The sequence below is a fragment of the Parapedobacter luteus genome (assembly GCF_900168055.1).
Classification (GTDB): domain Bacteria; phylum Bacteroidota; class Bacteroidia; order Sphingobacteriales; family Sphingobacteriaceae; genus Parapedobacter; species Parapedobacter luteus.
The window spans coordinates 724688-742477 of record NZ_FUYS01000001.1 but is presented as its reverse complement, the minus strand read 5'-3'; the positions used below and the strand labels follow the sequence as shown (position 1 = coordinate 742477).

Sequence of the window (17790 nt, the reverse complement as noted above, 5' to 3'; positions counted from 1 at the left end):
AGAAATTCACAATGAAAAAGCAACTGATTAGCATCGTTATAGTTTGTTTTGGATTAACAGGCTGCGAGAAATTCTTGGATAAAACAGACCCCACGGCAACCACCTTCGAGGAATTCTTCGTTGACGAGGATGACCTCCGGCGGGTCGTCTACAGCACTTACCTGGACGTATTTACCAATAGGGACGACCGTAAATTGCTCTTCTACATGAAGGATGCGCGGTCAGACAATGCCTACGCGCGCAATGAGGATGACCACCACCAGCGGATTGCGAATGGTACCATGAACAGCAACACCCGCGCGTTTGAATTCTATTGGACCATTCACATGAAACACATCGGGCGGCTAAACACCTACATTGCCAACATAGACGTGCCCTATGTGGAAGATGAAGCGGTACGCCAACGCTATAAAGCGATCCTTGAGGGCCTGCGCATCTGGCATTATTTCGAGGCGGTGATGCGATGGGGAAATATTCCGTTTGTACTGGAGCCAGCATCCGTAGAGGAGGCAAAAGCCGAGCCAATGCCCAAGGAGCAAGTGCTGGACAATTTGTTCGCCATGGCGGCGGAAGTCACCACCCGCTTGCCGGAAGGAGAATACACCACTAACAAATACATGTTCAACCGCAATTCGTTTAAAGCATTGATCATGCGGTATGCGTTGTTCAATGAACGCTATGAACTGGCGGCACAGCTGGCGCGAGAGATCATGGACAGCGGACAATATGAACTTTACGCAAACTATGGCGACTTGTTCCAATATGAAGGGGATACCCGGAACCGCGAATTTATCATCCACATGGAGCGGGAAAGCGTAGGCAATGGCGCTACTTATTCATTCAGGGATCTAGGGCCCCATTTTCGCACCGGAAACGGCCAGTCCTACGCCGTGCCACTGAAGTCGCTCGTAGATGCCTATTGGACGCTCCAAGGCCGGCCAATAGACGAATGCCCGCTGTACACGAAGGAGGACTATGAACTGAATCCCGGCCTCAACCGAGACCCACGCTATGCCGCCAGCATCATGGGACCCGGAGACATCTTCTATGGTGAGCCGATAGACGTTTACAACCCCGGTAATCCGATGTATTACGAAAATCAACGCGCCAGTAAATCCGGCTTCTGGTTTCGCAAATTCGTCTCTGATGCCGATGCCTTCCGTGATGGCACACTGACCTTCGGTCTTATTCGATATGCCGAGGTATTGCTGACTTATGCCGAAGCGAAGCTTATGCTAAATGATTTTGACGAGTTGGCCAAGGACTGTATCAATCAGGTCCGTAGACGCGCTGGGTTGGATATGACGATTGCCGATGTAACACTACCCCGGTTTAGTGGTTACTCGCATGACCAATGGGTAGATCTCCTGCGCAATGAACGGCGCATTGAGTTCGCTGGCGAAGGCCTCCGGTATGACGATATCCTGCGGTGGCATATAGCTGAAGATGTACTTAACAAACCCGCATTGGGACACACACGCCTGATCAACGGACAGCTCGTTTCGCTGAAAATTGAAGACCGTTCATTTGCACCGCATAATTACCTGTGGCCATTTCACCAAACCGTACTGCGCGTAGAGCCCGATTTGGTGCAAAACCCGGGGTACTGATGGCTAAGTATACGCATGCCGCCCCGTTGCCTCCAGATGGGCAACGGGGCAACTATTGGCACCATGACCCTTACACCGTAGCACATCAGCCGAAGATAGACTGCGTTTTTTTGATCGTCTTATCGAGATCAATGCCTTTGCCCAACACGTCCTTGAACAGATCGCCTGTTTCCTTCAATCGGTCATACGCATTGTGGATTGTGAAATCGCTCATTTTTAAGCCAGGCTTCATTTCATCCCAAGCCAACGGCATCGACACGGTAGCACCAGGCTTTGGCCGCAGGGAATAAGGCCCGGCTATCGTAGCCCCAGGCCTGTTCTGCAAAAAATCCAGGTACATCTTTCCCTTCCGGCTGCTTACTTTCCGCTCCAGGCTTGTGAAATCGGGTAACTGCTCGTGTACCAGACTGACAATTAACTTGGCAAACAGCTGTGACTGATCGTAGGTATATTTTGCCCCAAGCGGGATATAGATATGGATTCCCGTAGATCCTGATGTCTTTGCATAACCCGGCACTTCAATGGCATCCAGCACTTTTTTGATCGCCTGCGCCGCTTGGATAACCTGCTCAAAGGTATTTTTATCGGGGTCAAGGTCGATTACGCAATAGTCGGGATTGTCGGGCGACTGGACACGGCTGAACCAGGGGTTCATCTCGATGCATCCCAATGAGGCCATCCACAGAAGCGTAGCCTCATCATCACCTACCAAGTATTCTTTATGCTCGCCTTCACTGGTCACATAGGGATAAGTTTTCGTGACCCATTCGGGAGCCTTGCCCTTGACGTCTTTCTGATAGAAGCTGGGGCCTTTAATGCCGTTGGGGAAGCGATTTAGCGACATCGGGCGGTCCTTTAGGTATGGAAGGATGTACTCGGCCATACGGTAGTAGTAGTTAAACATATCCCGCTTCGTAATGCCATCATCCGGCCAATACACCTTACTGAGATGGGTAAATTTGACCGCTTTGCCGTTTATCTTGCGAACTTGTGTCTCCTCGCGCGGATTCAGCAGGGTACGCCGCTCACTTTTGGCAGGCTTCACCGTGGTATCCAATGCTTCGTTCTCGGCTTCAGCTACCGTGGCTTCGGCGTCCGCGGGCTTTTCAAGCACCACCTCATTGGCGTCTTTGTCTTCCCGCATGCCTTTAAACGAGGCCTGGCGGAATATTCCCTCGCTGGTCACCTCCGCGTAATTGACTTCACATACCAATTTAGGTTTCAACCAAGTCGGCTTGGCCCCGAGGCGTTGCGGGCGAAAACGCGAGGGTTTATCGACGTCTGGTTCACTGTCGAAAGGGCTATGGTCGGTGATCAGCGGCTTGAACCTTTTCATCATTTCCTTTTGCGTCTTGTCGGAAAAACCCGTTCCGACTTTACCTGCATAGCGTAGCTTCTTGCCGTCGTACACCCCCAATACGAGGGCGCTGAATACCTTGGAGGTGCCGGCGTTGCGGGTAAATCCAGCAATGACGACTTCCTGCCGGCGCTGCACCTTGATTTTCAGCCATTCTTTTGAGCGTAGGTCCGACGTGTACTTGCTGTCCATCTTCTTAGCCATGATGCCTTCCAGCCCTACCTGCTCAGCCGCATCAAAAAAATCGATTCCACGCGCAGCAAAGACCTTGCTCAGCCGGATGCGATCATCGTCCGTCGGCAGGATGTCATGCAGGATGGCCTGTCGCTCCAACAGCGGTAAGCCCATTAAGTTTTTGCCTTCATACCACAGGATATCGAAGACATAATACACCAGATTGCCATCCGCTTCACTCCGCCAATTCTGTAAAGCACCAAAATCAGAAAGCCCCTTGTCATTTAACACGACAATTTCACCGTCAATCAGCGCATTGATACGCCACCCTTTTAACACGTCTATCAGGGGGTAATATTTATCAAAAGGGATGCTGTTGCGGGAAGCCAGGCTTACCCCCCTCTTACTGACATGGGCAACGGCCCGGTAACCGTCCCATTTCACTTCGTATACCCAGTCCGGATCGTCAAAAGGCTCATCAATAAGGGTAGCTTTCATCGGCTTAACTTTGTCAGGGATCGGTGATTTTGGCGCTTTCTTGAGCAGTGCCGCCACGTCCAGTTTTTGTGGTTCGGTGTTTTCCTCCGCTTCTTCTGCAAGGTGGTCTTCCGCCTCCTTAGGTTTTTTCGGTGTTTTTTTCCGGCTAGACCCGGATACCTTAACGTCCGTTTCGCGCCCGTTCTGCCAAACCTTATCGCTCGTTTTCGCCACGGCAGCAATGGTCTTTCCCGAAAGCACGGATTTATCCTTCTTGGTGATATCGGACTTTTTGGCAAACTCGTCTTTGTGTTTGATAAGTAGCCAACCGTTTTCTCCCATGCCACGCGTCCGGACCAACGCGTATTCACCCTGCAGCTTCTGGCCATGCAACCGGATTTTTAACGATCCGTTGTGGAGCTGCTCGAGCAGATGCTTCTCTTGCGCCTTCTTGGTTTTCAGCGGCTCTACCGGCTCATAAGTACCCTCGTCCCAAACGATGACTGTACCACCGCCGTATTCACCTTTGGGGATAATGCCTTCAAACAACCGGTAATCCATCGGGTGATCTTCAACCATCATGGCCAGCCGCTTGGTCTCCGGATCGGTAGAGGGGCCTTTCGGCACAGCCCAGCTTTTTAGTACGCCCCCCAACTCCAAGCGAAAATCATAATGCAAGCGTGAAGCGTCGTGCTTCTGTATCACGAAGGTGAGCTGCTTTTTGTCGGGGCTTTTGCCAGCCTTCGGCTCATTGGTTTTTTTAAAATCCCTCTTTTTACGGTATTGTTCAAGCGCCATAATAACAACCTTATTTCTTTGCAATCATTCGAGCCGGTTGCCCGCTTGATGGCCTATCAATCTGAATAACACCATTGGGCCGGATTCAGTTTTGGAAAAATGCCTACGCGGAAAGGAATTGTACATCCCTAAAATATGCTTAACTTGGGCTGCAAATTGCAGGGGTGTGAGCACGGATTATAACTATACCGATTATAACGATGATGAGCTGGTGATGCTGCTGAAGCAAAGCAAACAGAAGGCTTTGGTGGCCATCTATAACCGATATTGGGATAAGTTGTTTGTAGTGGCAGCTAACTTGTTGGGCAGCGCAGAGGAAGCGGAGGAATGCGTGCAGAACGTATTCGTTGGCCTATGGAACCGTCGGGAAACCATCCAACTTAGCCACACGTTGAATACCTACCTTTCGGTCGCAGTCAAATATCAGTCGCTGAGCGCGATGGCACGCAACCAACGGCGCCAGGAAGTAGTGCACCAAGAAGAATGGACGGATCCGATGGAAGCCGTATCGCCGGAGAGTGCATTTATCGCGAAGGAATTGCGGCAACGTATCGAACAGAGTATCAACCGACTGCCTCCGCAGTGCCAACTTGTATTCCGAATGAGCCGGGAACAGGACATGAGCGTGAAGGCCATAGCCGAAGCCCTAAACTTATCTGAAAATACCGTGAAAATGCACCTTAAAAACGCCAACAAAAAACTCCGGAATGACTTATTGGCTTTTTTACCCCTGATGCTCGCGTTGATAGCAGGGCGTGGGTTGTGACATTTTTTTTTCGCCGGATACACCCTTCCGGTAAAAAAAATAGACTATATAACCAAAACCGGTTATAAATGGCATTGTCTCGTGCTGAAATAGAAACATTGGCGGCAAAACTGATCGATGGTCGTATCACCCCCACGGAGCAGGAACAGCTCAACCAGTGGCTCAATGCGCAAATGGCTAAAGATTCCTATGAAATAGAAACGTCTTTTGCCAACACACCGGAGGAGCTAAGGCAGCGCATGCTGGCACGAATCCTGGACGCCGTCGGTGCGGATAGTCATCCCCGTACCCATTCATTGTGGCAGCTATGGCTCCCTTACGCCGCCGCCGTGATTGTCGTACTCCTGGGCACGTGGCTCTTTTTCGGCGATCGGCTAATGCCGGACGGAGGGCAGCACCCGGAAACGGATGCTATCGTGAAAATCACACCGGAAGCAATCCCCCCCGGCGGGAATCGGGCTACCCTGACGTTGGCTGATGGTAGGAAAATTGACTTAAGTGTGTCTCAAAAAGGAATCATCGTAGGCGAAGACAACATCACCTACGCCGACGGTGCCACAATGATTGTGCCGCATATCGTCGATGGTAACTGGACGTCGGCACCCGCCGAGATACTGACCTTGTCGACGCCCAAAGGAGGTACGTATCACGTGACCCTTCCCGATGGTTCCACCGTATGGCTCAACGCCAATAGCGCGCTGAAATATCCCAGCAAATTTACCGGCAACGAGCGCGTGGTAGATATCACCGGCGAAGCGTATTTCTCCGTGATGAAAGACGCCGACAAGCCGTTTAAGGTGATCAGCGGCGGGCAGGAAATCGAGGTGCTGGGCACGGAGTTCAACATCTCCGCCTATCCGGATGACCCGGAAACCAAAACTACGCTCGTGGAGGGGGCCGTGCAAATCGTCAACCTCGCCGCAAACAGCAGGACGGTCCGCAATGCCATTTACCAGCTCGCACCAGGCGAACAGAGCACGACACGCGGAACGACTACCGCTATTGAAAAAGTAGACACCGAGCTCTTTACCGCTTGGAAAGACGGCTTGTTCTATTTTGACGGCCTGTCGCCGCAGGCGGCATTTGCGCAACTGGGCCGATGGTATGATATCGACGTGGTATATCGGGGACGAATGCCCATAGTGCGTTTTTTCGGCATGATCGGACGGGATAAATCCCTAGCCTCCATTTTGAAAATCCTGGAAAAAAGCGGCGTCCGGTTTGAAATAACCCAAATCAACGGTAGAAACCAATTAATCGTATTAAGTGAATAACCAATTAATAACTAACCTTAATAAATGAAAAATGACAACATGACAAACTAAAAGACAGCTTCTATTCCAGATCAACAAAAAACGGATGATGCTCGCGACACCATCCGATAATGCTGTCTGGATAAGTGTTGCGGAGCGTTATAAACACTCCCTTTAACCCATTTATTCACCATCCAAACAAGACAAATATATGATTTATCGATCATTGCTGATTATGAAATTAGTGATTTTCTTGAGTATTGCGTTTACTTTCAATACTATTGCGGAAAGCAAGGCACAAAAGATCACGCTCAACGTCAAAAATACCACGCTGCGCGAGGTGATGAAAGAAATCCAACGGCAGCAGGGCTACTCGTTTTTCTTCCGTGGCGATGATATCGCCGCCACGCGTATCAATGCGATCGTCAAGCAGGCCGACCTACGCCATGTGATGGACCAAATCTTGGCCGACCGTGACCTGGTCTGGTCCATCGAAGAAGAGACTATTGTTATCGCGCATAAGTCGCCCACAAAACCTCAACGTGAATCCACGCAACAAAACTTAGAGATTTCCGGAAAGGTGACCGATCAGTCCGGAACGGCGCTAGCGGGCGTGACCGTAGCAGCAAGGGGTACAACGGCCGCAACAACGACCGACGCGGGCGGGAATTACCGAATCACCGTACCGGATCAGGCTTCAACATTGGTGTTTACCATATTGGGATATGAAACCGTGGAGCGCACCTTAACCAATCAACGGGTCGTAAATGTAACGATGGAAGCCACGGTGAGCGATCTGGATGAGGTGGTGGTGGTAGGATACACCACCCAAAAGAAGGCGAGCATCACCGGCGCTGTCGCCGTAGTGGCGGTAGATGAACTGAAGCAAGTTCCCGCTAACAATTTTGCCCAACAATTGCAGGGCCGGGTAGCCGGCGTGACGGTAGGAAATGATGGTACCCCCGGTGGCAATGTGATGGTACGCATCCGGGGCGTGGGTTCGATTACCGGTGGTAACGATCCGTTGTATATCATCGATGGCGTGCCTACACAAGGTGGATTGAACCAAATCAACCCGAACGATATCGAATCCATGCAAATCTTGAAAGATGCATCGTCGGCGTCCATTTATGGGGCTCGGGCGAGCAATGGCGTGGTCATTATCACGACTAAAAAAGGAAAGGAAGGCAGGTCCAGGCTGACTGTCGAGTCCTTCTACGGCGTCCAGCGGCCATCAAGCGGCCCAGAAATGCTTTCACCACAACAATTTGCCGATTTGACGTGGGAAAACTACCGCAATATCGGCAATGTGGATCCAACGACCGGAAACCCGGCCGACGCTACATTTGGCAGCGGCCCCAACCCAGTCATACCGGATTACCTCCTGCTGCAGGGTGGTGCCATGGAGGGAGATCCCCGTGTTGCGCTTGAAAACTACACAAATGACCCAACCGCACCGGGATTCGGTACCACGAAATTTATGTTTGCTAAAACAAACAAAGCGGGAACCGATTGGTGGGACGTGGTCACCCAGCTCGGACACATACAAAGCCACAACCTCAGCGTGTCTGGCGGCAGCAATAAAAACACCTACGCCATTACGGGCGGATACTATGACCAAGAGGGGATTTTCAAGCATACCAATTTTAAACGCTATTCAGTAAGGGCAAACACGACGTTCAACATCATGGACGTCCTCACCATAGGCGAAAACCTGCAGTTTGCGTATACCGACAATGTGTCTACCATCATCCGCGCGGAAAACAGTCCGGCATTGGCTTACCAAATGGCACCATTCATGCCGGTGTACGACGTAGGGGGTAATTTTGCGGGCGGCCGGGCCTGGGCAGATCATCCTTATACCAGGCAATACCGCAATAAGGATAATCACGCATACAATGCCCGGTTATTCGGGAATGCGTTTGCTGAGGCGAAGTTGGGCTATGGACTGACGCTAAAAACCAGTTTGGGCATCGACTACGCGAACTTTAATTTCTCCAACTTTTCGCCCGCCGCGCCTGAATCTTTCCTGCTACCACAACAGGCCCAGTTGAGTGTGACCAACAGCTACACGACGAATGTGGTGTGGACCAATACCGTGGGTTATCAGAAGACGTTCGGCAATCGGCATCGCCTGGACGTACTGGCCGGCACAGAGGCCGTGAAGAGCAGATTCAGAAATACCATCACAGAAAAAGCAGACTTTGCCTTTGAAGATATCAACTACCGCTACCTCAACGCGGGAACAACCCTGCTAAATGCCACGGGTGGCGGGTCGGACTCCCGCCTGTTCTCCTACTTTGGCAAAGCGGATTATAACCTTGATGAAAAATACCTGGTATCGGCGACCATCCGGCGGGATGCATCCTCCCGCTTTTCGACGGCCAACCGATGGGGTACGTTCCCCGCTTTCAGTGTCGGCTGGAGACTCAGTGAAGAACCATTCCTGGAAAGGGTAACATTTATCGATGAGCTGAAACTTAGGGGTGGCTGGGGACAAACCGGCAACCAAGAGATTGATAGCTACAATCAGTTTACTACCTATGCGACAAACCTGCATACGTCATCCTATTCCATCGATGGCCAGAACAATGCACTGGTGCCCGGCTTCTATATTGGCGCACAGGGCAACCCCGATGCACGTTGGGAGGCACAAACCATGACCAACCTGGGTGTAGACCTGAGCGTTTTTAACGGTAAATTTGCCGTAACGGTGGACGCCTATAACCGGAAATCTTCCGATCTGCTGCTGGTGATACCGAGCCCGGCTACCGACGGCCAGAATCGCAGGCCTGCCGTAAATATTGGCGGTATTCAAAACAAAGGCCTGGATATCGCCCTCAACTACCGCAACAGATCACAAAACAGCAACTGGCGATATGACGTGGGACTCAACTGGTCGGTATACCGCAACCGGGTCACTGAACTATATGGGGGCTCGGAAACCTTCATTCCGGGATTTTCCACTAGGCAAGCTCCTTTCACCCGTACCGCAGTAGGCCAACCCATTTCAGCCTTCTATGGGTATACCATTGATGGCATCTTCCAGACACAAGAGGAGGCTGACGCGCATGCGACGCAGGGCGGCGACCGGGCACTGTACAACCAACCAGGACGGTTCAAGTTTCGTGATATCGATCAAAACGGTGTCATCGATGCAAACGATGAATCGTTTATTGGCAACCCGCATCCCGACTTTACCTATGGCTTGAACCTCAGTGTGAGCTACAAATCATTTGACTTATCCGTGTTTATACAGGGTGTACAAGGCAATGACATTTACAATTACCAAAAGTGGTGGACAGATTTTCAGAACCTTACCGGCAACCGGAGTGTCCGGATGTTGGACAGCTGGAGTCCTGAAAACCCCAATGCAACCCTACCGAAGACAAACTCAATTGCTACGGGTTTTGAGTCACAGGCATCTACCTACTTCATAGAAGATGGGTCATACCTGCGTGGGAAAAATGTGATGATAGGCTATACATTTCCTTCTCGGTGGTCTAGCCGGTTGAATATGCAGCAATTGCGCGTCTACGTACAGGCCACCAACTTCTTCACATTGACGAATTATAACGGCTTGGATCCGGAAGTCAACCTGTCGCAATACGGTGCCGGTGCGGACCGTGATATTGGCGTGGACAGGGGGATATATCCACTCGCTCAATCCTTTAACCTAGGGCTAACTGTCGGTTTTTAAACACAAGATTCTACGAAACGATGAAACACAGCATAAACATTATCGGCCGCGTCGGAAAGGGAATTATCATCGCGGTATTATTCACAGCTTGTTCGGAAAAATTTTTCAGCACACCGCCGTTGGGAACAGCAAGCCAGGTGCAGATGCAAAATCCCGAAGGCATTGACAAACTGCTCATTGGTGCATACTCGTTGCTCGACGGCGTGGGTGCCAGTACCGATGGATGGACAGGTCGGAATGAGGGTCGGGCCTCGGCAGTGACCAACTGGTTGATCGGCGATGTTGCGTCGGACGATGCATATAAAGGATCTACGCAATCCGATCTACCGGAGATGAACGCATTCGAGCGTAATAGCATTCTGCCTACCAATAATTTTGTGCCGGATAAGTGGATTGCACTCTATGACGGCATTTCCAGATCCAACGAGGTCTTGCGAACAATCGCAAACACGGAAGGTCTTGACCCTGATTTTGTAAGCAGCAAGACGGCGGAGGCTCGTTTCCTGCGGGGATACTACTTGTTTGAACTGCGGAAAATCTACTACCGTGTCCCGATTATCGACGAAACGGTGTTTGATACGCGCGTGCCAAATGATCAGGAAGCATGGCCATTCATTGAAGCCGACCTGCAGTTTGCGGCGGACAACCTGCCGGTGACGCAAGCGGAGGTAGGCCGGGCAAACGCCTGGGCAGCTAAGGCTTTCCTGGCCAAGTGCTACCTTTTTCAGCAGAAGTTTGTGGAAGCAAAAACGCTACTTGACGACATCATTGCCAACGGTGTCACCTCCGGAGGCTTGAAATATGGCCTGAATGACTGTTATTACGATAATTTCAACATCGCAACCAAAAACTCCAAAGAGTCTGTATTTGCTGTACAGATGTCGGTAAACGATGGCAGCGGTGGGCCGTTGAACGCGAACTACGGCGAACACCTGAATTTTCCGTTGGTGGGGCCAGGTCAATGCTGCGGGTTCTTCCAACCATCGCAAAACTTGGTAAATGCCTTTAAAACTTCAGCTGACGGCCTTCCCTTGTTTGATTCGTTTAACGACAGCGACCTGAAGAACGACGAGGGCATCCGGTCTTCCGAACCCTTCGAACCTGATGGAGAGACGCCTCTGGACCCACGGCTGGATCATACCGTGGGAAGAAGGGGTATCGCCTACCTCGACTGGGGTCCTCATGGCGGTGAGACCTGGGTAAACCCTGCTGGCGATGGCGGGCCGTATTCGCCTAAAAAACGTGTCTACCGGAAAGAAGAACAAGGTACGCAATCTACCACCACGGGATGGGCTGGTGGTCCGAATGCCAACAACTATACGGTCATCCGCTTTGCTGATGTATTGCTGTGGGCCGCGGAGTGCGAAGCGGAGCTGGGCGATTTGGAAAAGGCGCGCGCCTACGTAAACCAGGTTCGGAACCGCGCCAAGAATGGTTGCTACGTCAAAAAATTAGATGACAATGGCGCGGACACGGACGCTCCAGCGGCCAACTATCATATTGAACCTTATACGGCTTCCTGGCCTTCGAAAGATTACGCCATGCAAGCCATCCGGTTTGAACGGCGGCTGGAATTGGCCATGGAAGGCCACCGGTTTTACGACCTCGTCCGTTGGGAGGTCGCCGATCAGGTGTTGAACAGCTATTTCCTAACGGAAAAAGAAAAGCGGACGTATCTTAATGGTGCCTCGTTTACACGGGGAAAGAGTGAATATCTCCCGGTGCCACAGACGGAAATCATCAATAGTTCGATCGGTGGAATACCGACGCTGACCCAAAATCCGGGATATTAAGGTGAGGGCGTGGCTTATTTTTTGGTTGGTGTGTTGTCCTGCGTGCGTGCTGGCAGGCAACACCACAGCCGACATACTGGCCGGAGCTACTTACCGGTGTGTATTGACCCACCTGCATACGGAAGAGCGGGCATGGGACAGGTTGGTCGGCAATGGCATCAGCTTTGACGACCACGAAGGTGCATCATTTACCGGCCAGGGTTACCTGGAGGTAGCACATCGCCGGTTCGGCAGCCGCCTGCCAGTAGCTGGCACAATTGCCCTGGAAGTAAAACCCACACAGGCGGGGGGGATTTTTTGGACCCCCAGCCTATCCATGGCCATCACCGACGACCGTACCTTGGTAGTGATGGTAAGTACGGTGGACGAAAAAGGCAGCTTATTCCGCGAAATACCCGTTGGAAAGTTGGCGCTGGGGCAATGGCATCAGCTGGTGATCAACTATGCGGACCGGCAGCTGGAGGTAGTGGTCGATGGCGCGCGCTTGCTGGCCAAGCAACTACATGGATCGATTCATCCGCAGGCGCCCGGGGCGGTACTTATCGGGGCATGGAAGGCGACGGACCCACCGGTCGGAAATTTCCCGAAGGGTGTGCAGGACTTTCTCTTCGAAAGGCGGTTTACCGGCCATATACGCTATATGGCATATTGGGATTACCTACTGGATGATCAGGCTGTAGCCGGCCTTTGCCATACCCGGGGCATCAAAGACGTGCAAGACCCGGCCAGCGTGATGTACGAGCAATACGATGCGTTTTTTGACCAATCCCGCGCAGGTGATGTGGAAGGGGTGCGCGCGATCGGAAAAGCGATGCGGCACTATATGGCCCGTGATCCGCGAAGGCCGTCGTTTCATCTCACGGCACCCATGGATGCCATCCTGGACCCCGCGGGGGCGGTGTATCATGGTGGCAAATACCACCTATTCAGCTATCGGAATATGATATCGCTATTGGCATATACGCCACTGGCACATTACGTAAGTGATGACCTGCTGCATTGGGAAGATTATCCGATAGCACTTTGGCCGGACAGTCCGTTGGATACATATGGAATCTGGCTGGGCAACCTGTGGCTGGAGGACCACCGGCAACCCAAAATGTTCTATACGGCCCTGGGCCAGTCGGGGAAATATGGCGTGATGGCGGAAAGCGATGACGGCCTGACGTCTTTCGGCAATAAGAGGCTCGTGATGGATGATATGGAACATCACGATGGCCACGTGTGGAAAGACGGCGATCGCTATTACGCGCTCACCACGCGCCAACATTGGGGACGTTCAGCCGATAGCTTAGGCGATGATATCGTCCTGCTTATGTCAAAAGACCTCATGCAGTGGGAGACCCGCGGAACGCTGTTCAGCGCGCATAAACACCGCAACCCGAAAGACAACCAACAACAATGGGGCTTCGCCGAATATCCCTATCTATTGCCTTTCGGCGACAAATACGTATTGATGTTGGGTACCCGGCCGGCACGTTATTGGGTGGGCGAGTTTGATAAGGATTCGGCGGCGTTTATACCCGACGATCCCGAAGGCATGTTGCTCGATTACCTCAATCCGTTTCACTGTTTTAACCCATTGATGGTAGACTCCTGCGGACCGCAAGGAGGCGAACGCCGCATCATCCACGCACTGCAGCTTTATGCCTCGGGTGAGGTAGATGGCATCCGTTGGTCAGGCACTCATGTCACCCCACGGGTACTGGAATTCACCGAACGGCGATTGACACAAACGCCGATCCCTGAGCTTGAAAAATTACGGAAACTCCACAGCAAAACAGTTAATTTTCAGCTGGATTCGGCTGTCCAACAAAAATTCGTAACATTGAAAGACGGAAGGGCCGATATCTTGATCGAGGTGCCGGGCGGTCAACGGGGGATTTTCGGATTTTACGTGACCTCAGGTACACGTCCGGGAGACACAGCGTCGGTTTTTTTGAATCTGACGTCAAACCGCTTTGGCGTGAAAGGAGGCATAAAAATGCCGATAGACTATCCCGAACTGGGGAGTGCCCCCGCGTTTTTGCCTCAGGATGGCCGTTCGGTATCCATGCGCGTGCTCATTGATGGTTCATTGATAGAGGTATTTGTCAATGGACAGTCTTGCACGGGCGTGCTTAGCGGCGATTGCCGGGCAATCACCTTCAGGCCATTCTGCGAGGTAGGGCCGATTAATGTCGATTCGTTAACCATTTGGAATATACAACCCGAAATGTAATGTTAAAATTTGGAAAACTTGCAGTTCCTTTCCTGGCTCCGATAGTGGGCATCTGCCAGCTGTTTGTGATGGGATGCGGGCATTCGCCTGCCACCGAAACGACATGGCGCGAATACCTTGGTGGCCCAGACCGAAATCATTATTCCACGCTCAGCCAAATCGACACGTCAAACGTAGCCAACTTGCAGGTGGCATGGGTATACCATACGCGCGATTCAGGGCAAGTGCAATGTAATCCCATCATTGTAGACGATGTGCTATACGGTGTGACCGCATCAAACTTCGTTTTTGCGCTCGATGCGGCCACGGGACGCGAACTATGGACCGATACATCCAGTGCCCGTTTTTCCGGTAACGTGAACCGGGGTGTCACCTATTGGGAATCGGGCAACGATAAACGGATTCTGTTTTCGTATGGCGAGTGGCTGACGGCGCTGGATGCACGTACTGGTACAGTCATCGAGACATTTGGCGAAGCCGGACGTGTAAGCCTGAAGGCTGGCCTCGGACCGACGGCAAAAGATAAATTTGTGGGCTCCACCACACCGGGGACACTGTACGAAGACTTGATCGTGATGCCTATACGGGTGGGCGAAGGAGACGGCGCCGCACCGGGGCACATCCAGGCCTTTAACGTAAAAACCGGCAAATTGGTGTGGGTGTTCCACACGATTCCCCAACCGGGTGAACCGGGGTATGAGACTTGGCACGACGGTGCGGCGCACGAAATCATCGGCGGAGCAAACAGTTGGGCGGGCATGGCGATAGATCGCAAACGCGGTATCCTTTATGCACCTACCGGATCACCGGCATTCGATTTTTATGGCGGCAGGCGGCACGGCCAAAACCTGTATGCCAACTGCCTGCTGGCGCTCGATGTACGTACAGGCAAGCTCATCTGGCATTACCAGTTTGTCCACCACGACATCTGGGACAGGGACCTGCCTGCTCCGCCGAACCTCGTGACTCTGAACCGGCAGGGCAAAAAAATCGATGCCGTAGCACAAGTGACGAAGTCCGGCCACGTGTTTGTGTTTGATCGCGTATCCGGGACGCCCTTATTCCCGATTGAAGAGCAAGCTTTTCCTGCTTCTGATGTGCCCGGCGAGGCGGCCTGGCCCACCCAGCCCATCCCTACCCTGCCCAAGCCTTTTGCCCGGCAACAACTCACTGAAAAGGACATCAGCGAGCTGGCTGAAAATCGTACGGAACTGCTGACCGCCTATCATGCGGCCAGCAAGGGCGTGTTTCAGCCTTTGGCGGTGGGCAAGCAAACGATTTTGTTTCCAGGCGCTGATGGGGGGGCGGAATGGGGTGGCGCGGCAGTAGACGACAAGGGCATCATGTATGTCAATGCGAATGAAATGGCCTGGCTATTCAGCTTGTCGCCCCAAGGGACGGACAACGAATCGGCGGGACTCACAGCAGGAAACATGCTGTTTAATAAACATTGTGCAAGCTGCCACGGCGTGGATTTAAAAGGCCATCCGACCAGCGGATACCCGGCATTGGTGGAGGTACGGAAATCCTTTCGGCGCCCGGAACTTGAAAGAATCGTGACGAATGGGAAGGGCATGATGCCGGGATTTGGCCATCTGAATACGGCGGATAAACAAGCGATCATTGATTTTTTGCTTGGCACCGAGAAAACGGAAGCACAGGAGACTGCAACCGTCGCCAACACGTTGCAGACGAAATCGCCCTACCGGTTTGACGGATATCATAAGTTTTTGGACAACCGTGGTTATCCTGCGATAGCCCCACCTTGGGGGACGCTGACGGCCATTGACCTGAATACGGGCGAACAGTTGTGGCAGCAGCCGTTGGGCGAATTCAAGGAACTCACCGCCCAAGGCCACTCACCAACGGGAACCGAAAACTACGGCGGGCCGGTGGTCACTGCTGGCGGATTGTTGTTTATCGCCGCCACGAAGGATGGTATGTTCAGGGCATTTAATAAAACGAACGGAAAACTGCTCTGGGAAGATAGCCTTCCCGCTGCGGGCTTTGCAACGCCCAGCACGTATACCGTAAACGGAAAGCAATACATCGTCATTGCGGCCGGTGGAACGAAACTGGGGACACCGAAGGGCGATGCTTACGTCGCTTATACATTACCTGATTATCAAACGCTAAAAAAATGAAGACCAACTGTTTATTTTTTGTTTCGCTATTGCTGTGCTGCTTATCTAAACAGCACTTGTGTGCGCAGGAAGTCACATGGACGGGGCCTTCCGTCGATTTCAGTCATGGAAAGCTCATCGTGGATACGTCAAAACGGCATATTGCCTTTGAAGATGGTACACCCTTCTTGTATTTCGGAGATACGGCATGGGAGCTATTCCACCGGTTGGATCAAAAAAACACAGAAAAATACCTTGAAAATCGAAGGGAAAAGGGGTTTACCGTGATCCAGGCTGTCGTATTGGCCGAATTGGATGGCCTCGGCAAACCCACGCCGGCGGGCGATACACCACTCAAGGACAACAACCCGCTGCTTCCCAATGAACCTTATTTTGCTCATGTGGACTGGGTGGTTCAAAAAGCTCAGGAAAAGGGCCTATTTATCGGCATGCTACCTACATGGGGCGATAAAGTGGATAAACAATGGGGTGTAGGCCCGGAGATTTTTACGAAGGAAAACGCTTTTGCATATGGGAAATTCCTTGGCGAACGTTACAAGACGTATCCCAATATCATCTGGATCATCGGTGGCGACCGATCCGGTGGCGGAAAAAATTTCGAGATTTGGGACGCTATGGCTCGCGGCATCAAGTCGGTGGATGATGCGCACCTGATGACTTTTCACCCGCAGGGCGAACGGAGCTCTGCCGAATGGTTTCACGAGCGCGATTGGCTCGACTTCAACATGGTCCAAACCGGGCATGGGCAACGGTCATTTGCCATTTATAAACGGCTCTTTTTACCGGGCTACCATCGTACCCCCACTAAACCCATCATGGACGGCGAACCCCGGTACGAAAACCATCCCGTGAGCTGGGCGCCCGACGTCTTCGGTTGGTTTGACGACGCTGATGTCCGGCAAACGCTCTATTGGTCGATGCTATCGGGGGGCTTCGGCTACACCTATGGATGCCATTCCATCTGGCAGATGCGGGACCAGACCAAAGAGCCCATAGGGTTGGCAAGGAGTTTTTGGCATGACGATTTGGACTTAGCCGGCGCATGGGACATCATCCATGCCCGCAAGCTGCTGTCATCGCGACCAGCAAGCCAGATGCGCCCATTTCCTGAATTCATCAAAAATGAATATATGCCGGAAACGGATTGGATTGTCGCTGCACGAGGAACCGATTTTGCACTGGTGTATATCCCTACCGGATTAGACGCCCTGCTGGATCTCAGTCTGTGTGGCACCAAAGCGGTCGATGCATCGTGGTATAATCCCCGCACCGGCGATCAGGAACATGCCGGACATGTGGCAGCCAACGGAGTGGTCAAATTTTCCCCGCCAACGCGGGGCCGTGGAAACGACTGGGTGCTGGTGTTGGCGTACTAATCAATAGAACGTTTGTCATTACTAATTTGGTTTTTAGACATGAAAAATAAGACGGTTTGTAGGTTGCTATTTCATCTCGCGTTTGCACTGGCGATCGGTATCCCGCGGTATGGGATATCCC

Annotated in this window: 9 protein-coding genes; 8 read left to right on the top strand and 1 reads right to left on the bottom strand. The window is 52.1% G+C overall.

All coding sequences use genetic code 11. From position 1 onward, the window contains the following. The first annotated feature begins 74 nt into the window (after positions 1 to 74). Positions 75 to 1610 (top strand): RagB/SusD family nutrient uptake outer membrane protein, encoded by a 1536-nt coding sequence (locus B5X72_RS02990; RefSeq protein ID WP_233632573.1) that lies wholly within the window; start codon positions 75 to 77, stop codon positions 1608 to 1610. A gap of 85 nt (positions 1611 to 1695) precedes the next feature. Here B5X72_RS02990 and ligD read toward each other — a convergent pair whose 3' ends face one another. Next, the gene (gene ligD / locus B5X72_RS02985; protein WP_079715325.1) at positions 1696 to 4416 is read right to left on the bottom strand and encodes a DNA ligase D; all 2721 of its coding nucleotides are present in this window, start codon (positions 4414 to 4416) and stop codon (positions 1696 to 1698) included. Positions 4417 to 4582: 166 nt separating this feature from the next. Between ligD and B5X72_RS02980 the strand changes: the two genes are divergently transcribed. From B5X72_RS02980 to B5X72_RS02950, 7 genes are all read left to right on the top strand, one after another. Beyond that, positions 4583 to 5182: an RNA polymerase sigma-70 factor gene (locus tag B5X72_RS02980; RefSeq protein WP_079715324.1), complete on the top strand. Its 600-nt coding sequence runs from the start codon at positions 4583 to 4585 to the stop codon at positions 5180 to 5182. Positions 5183 to 5250: 68 nt separating this feature from the next. Further along, positions 5251 to 6456 carry a FecR family protein gene (locus B5X72_RS02975; RefSeq protein WP_079715323.1) on the top strand — a complete coding sequence of 402 codons (1206 nt, stop codon included), beginning with the start codon at positions 5251 to 5253 and terminating at the stop codon, positions 6454 to 6456. 214 nt (positions 6457 to 6670) lie between these two features. After that, on the top strand, positions 6671 to 10135 hold the full coding sequence (locus B5X72_RS02970) for a SusC/RagA family TonB-linked outer membrane protein (protein WP_176146070.1): 3465 nt from the start codon (positions 6671 to 6673) through the stop codon (positions 10133 to 10135). Positions 10136 to 10155: 20 nt separating this feature from the next. Further along, the gene (locus tag B5X72_RS02965; RefSeq protein WP_079715321.1) at positions 10156 to 11928 is read left to right on the top strand and encodes a RagB/SusD family nutrient uptake outer membrane protein; all 1773 of its coding nucleotides are present in this window, start codon (positions 10156 to 10158) and stop codon (positions 11926 to 11928) included. A gap of 28 nt (positions 11929 to 11956) precedes the next feature. Continuing rightward, complete coding sequence (locus B5X72_RS02960; RefSeq protein WP_139378496.1) at positions 11957 to 14149, top strand: GH32 C-terminal domain-containing protein; 2193 nt, start codon at positions 11957 to 11959, stop codon at positions 14147 to 14149. Then, positions 14149 to 16293 carry an outer membrane protein assembly factor BamB family protein gene (locus B5X72_RS02955; RefSeq protein ID WP_079715319.1) on the top strand — a complete coding sequence of 715 codons (2145 nt, stop codon included), beginning with the start codon at positions 14149 to 14151 and terminating at the stop codon, positions 16291 to 16293. The genes B5X72_RS02960 and B5X72_RS02955 overlap by 1 nt, the downstream gene beginning before the upstream one ends. Beyond that, positions 16290 to 17669 (top strand): glycoside hydrolase family 140 protein, encoded by a 1380-nt coding sequence (locus B5X72_RS02950; RefSeq protein ID WP_079715318.1) that lies wholly within the window; start codon positions 16290 to 16292, stop codon positions 17667 to 17669. The genes B5X72_RS02955 and B5X72_RS02950 overlap by 4 nt, the downstream gene beginning before the upstream one ends. Positions 17670 to 17790: the final 121 nt, after the last annotated feature.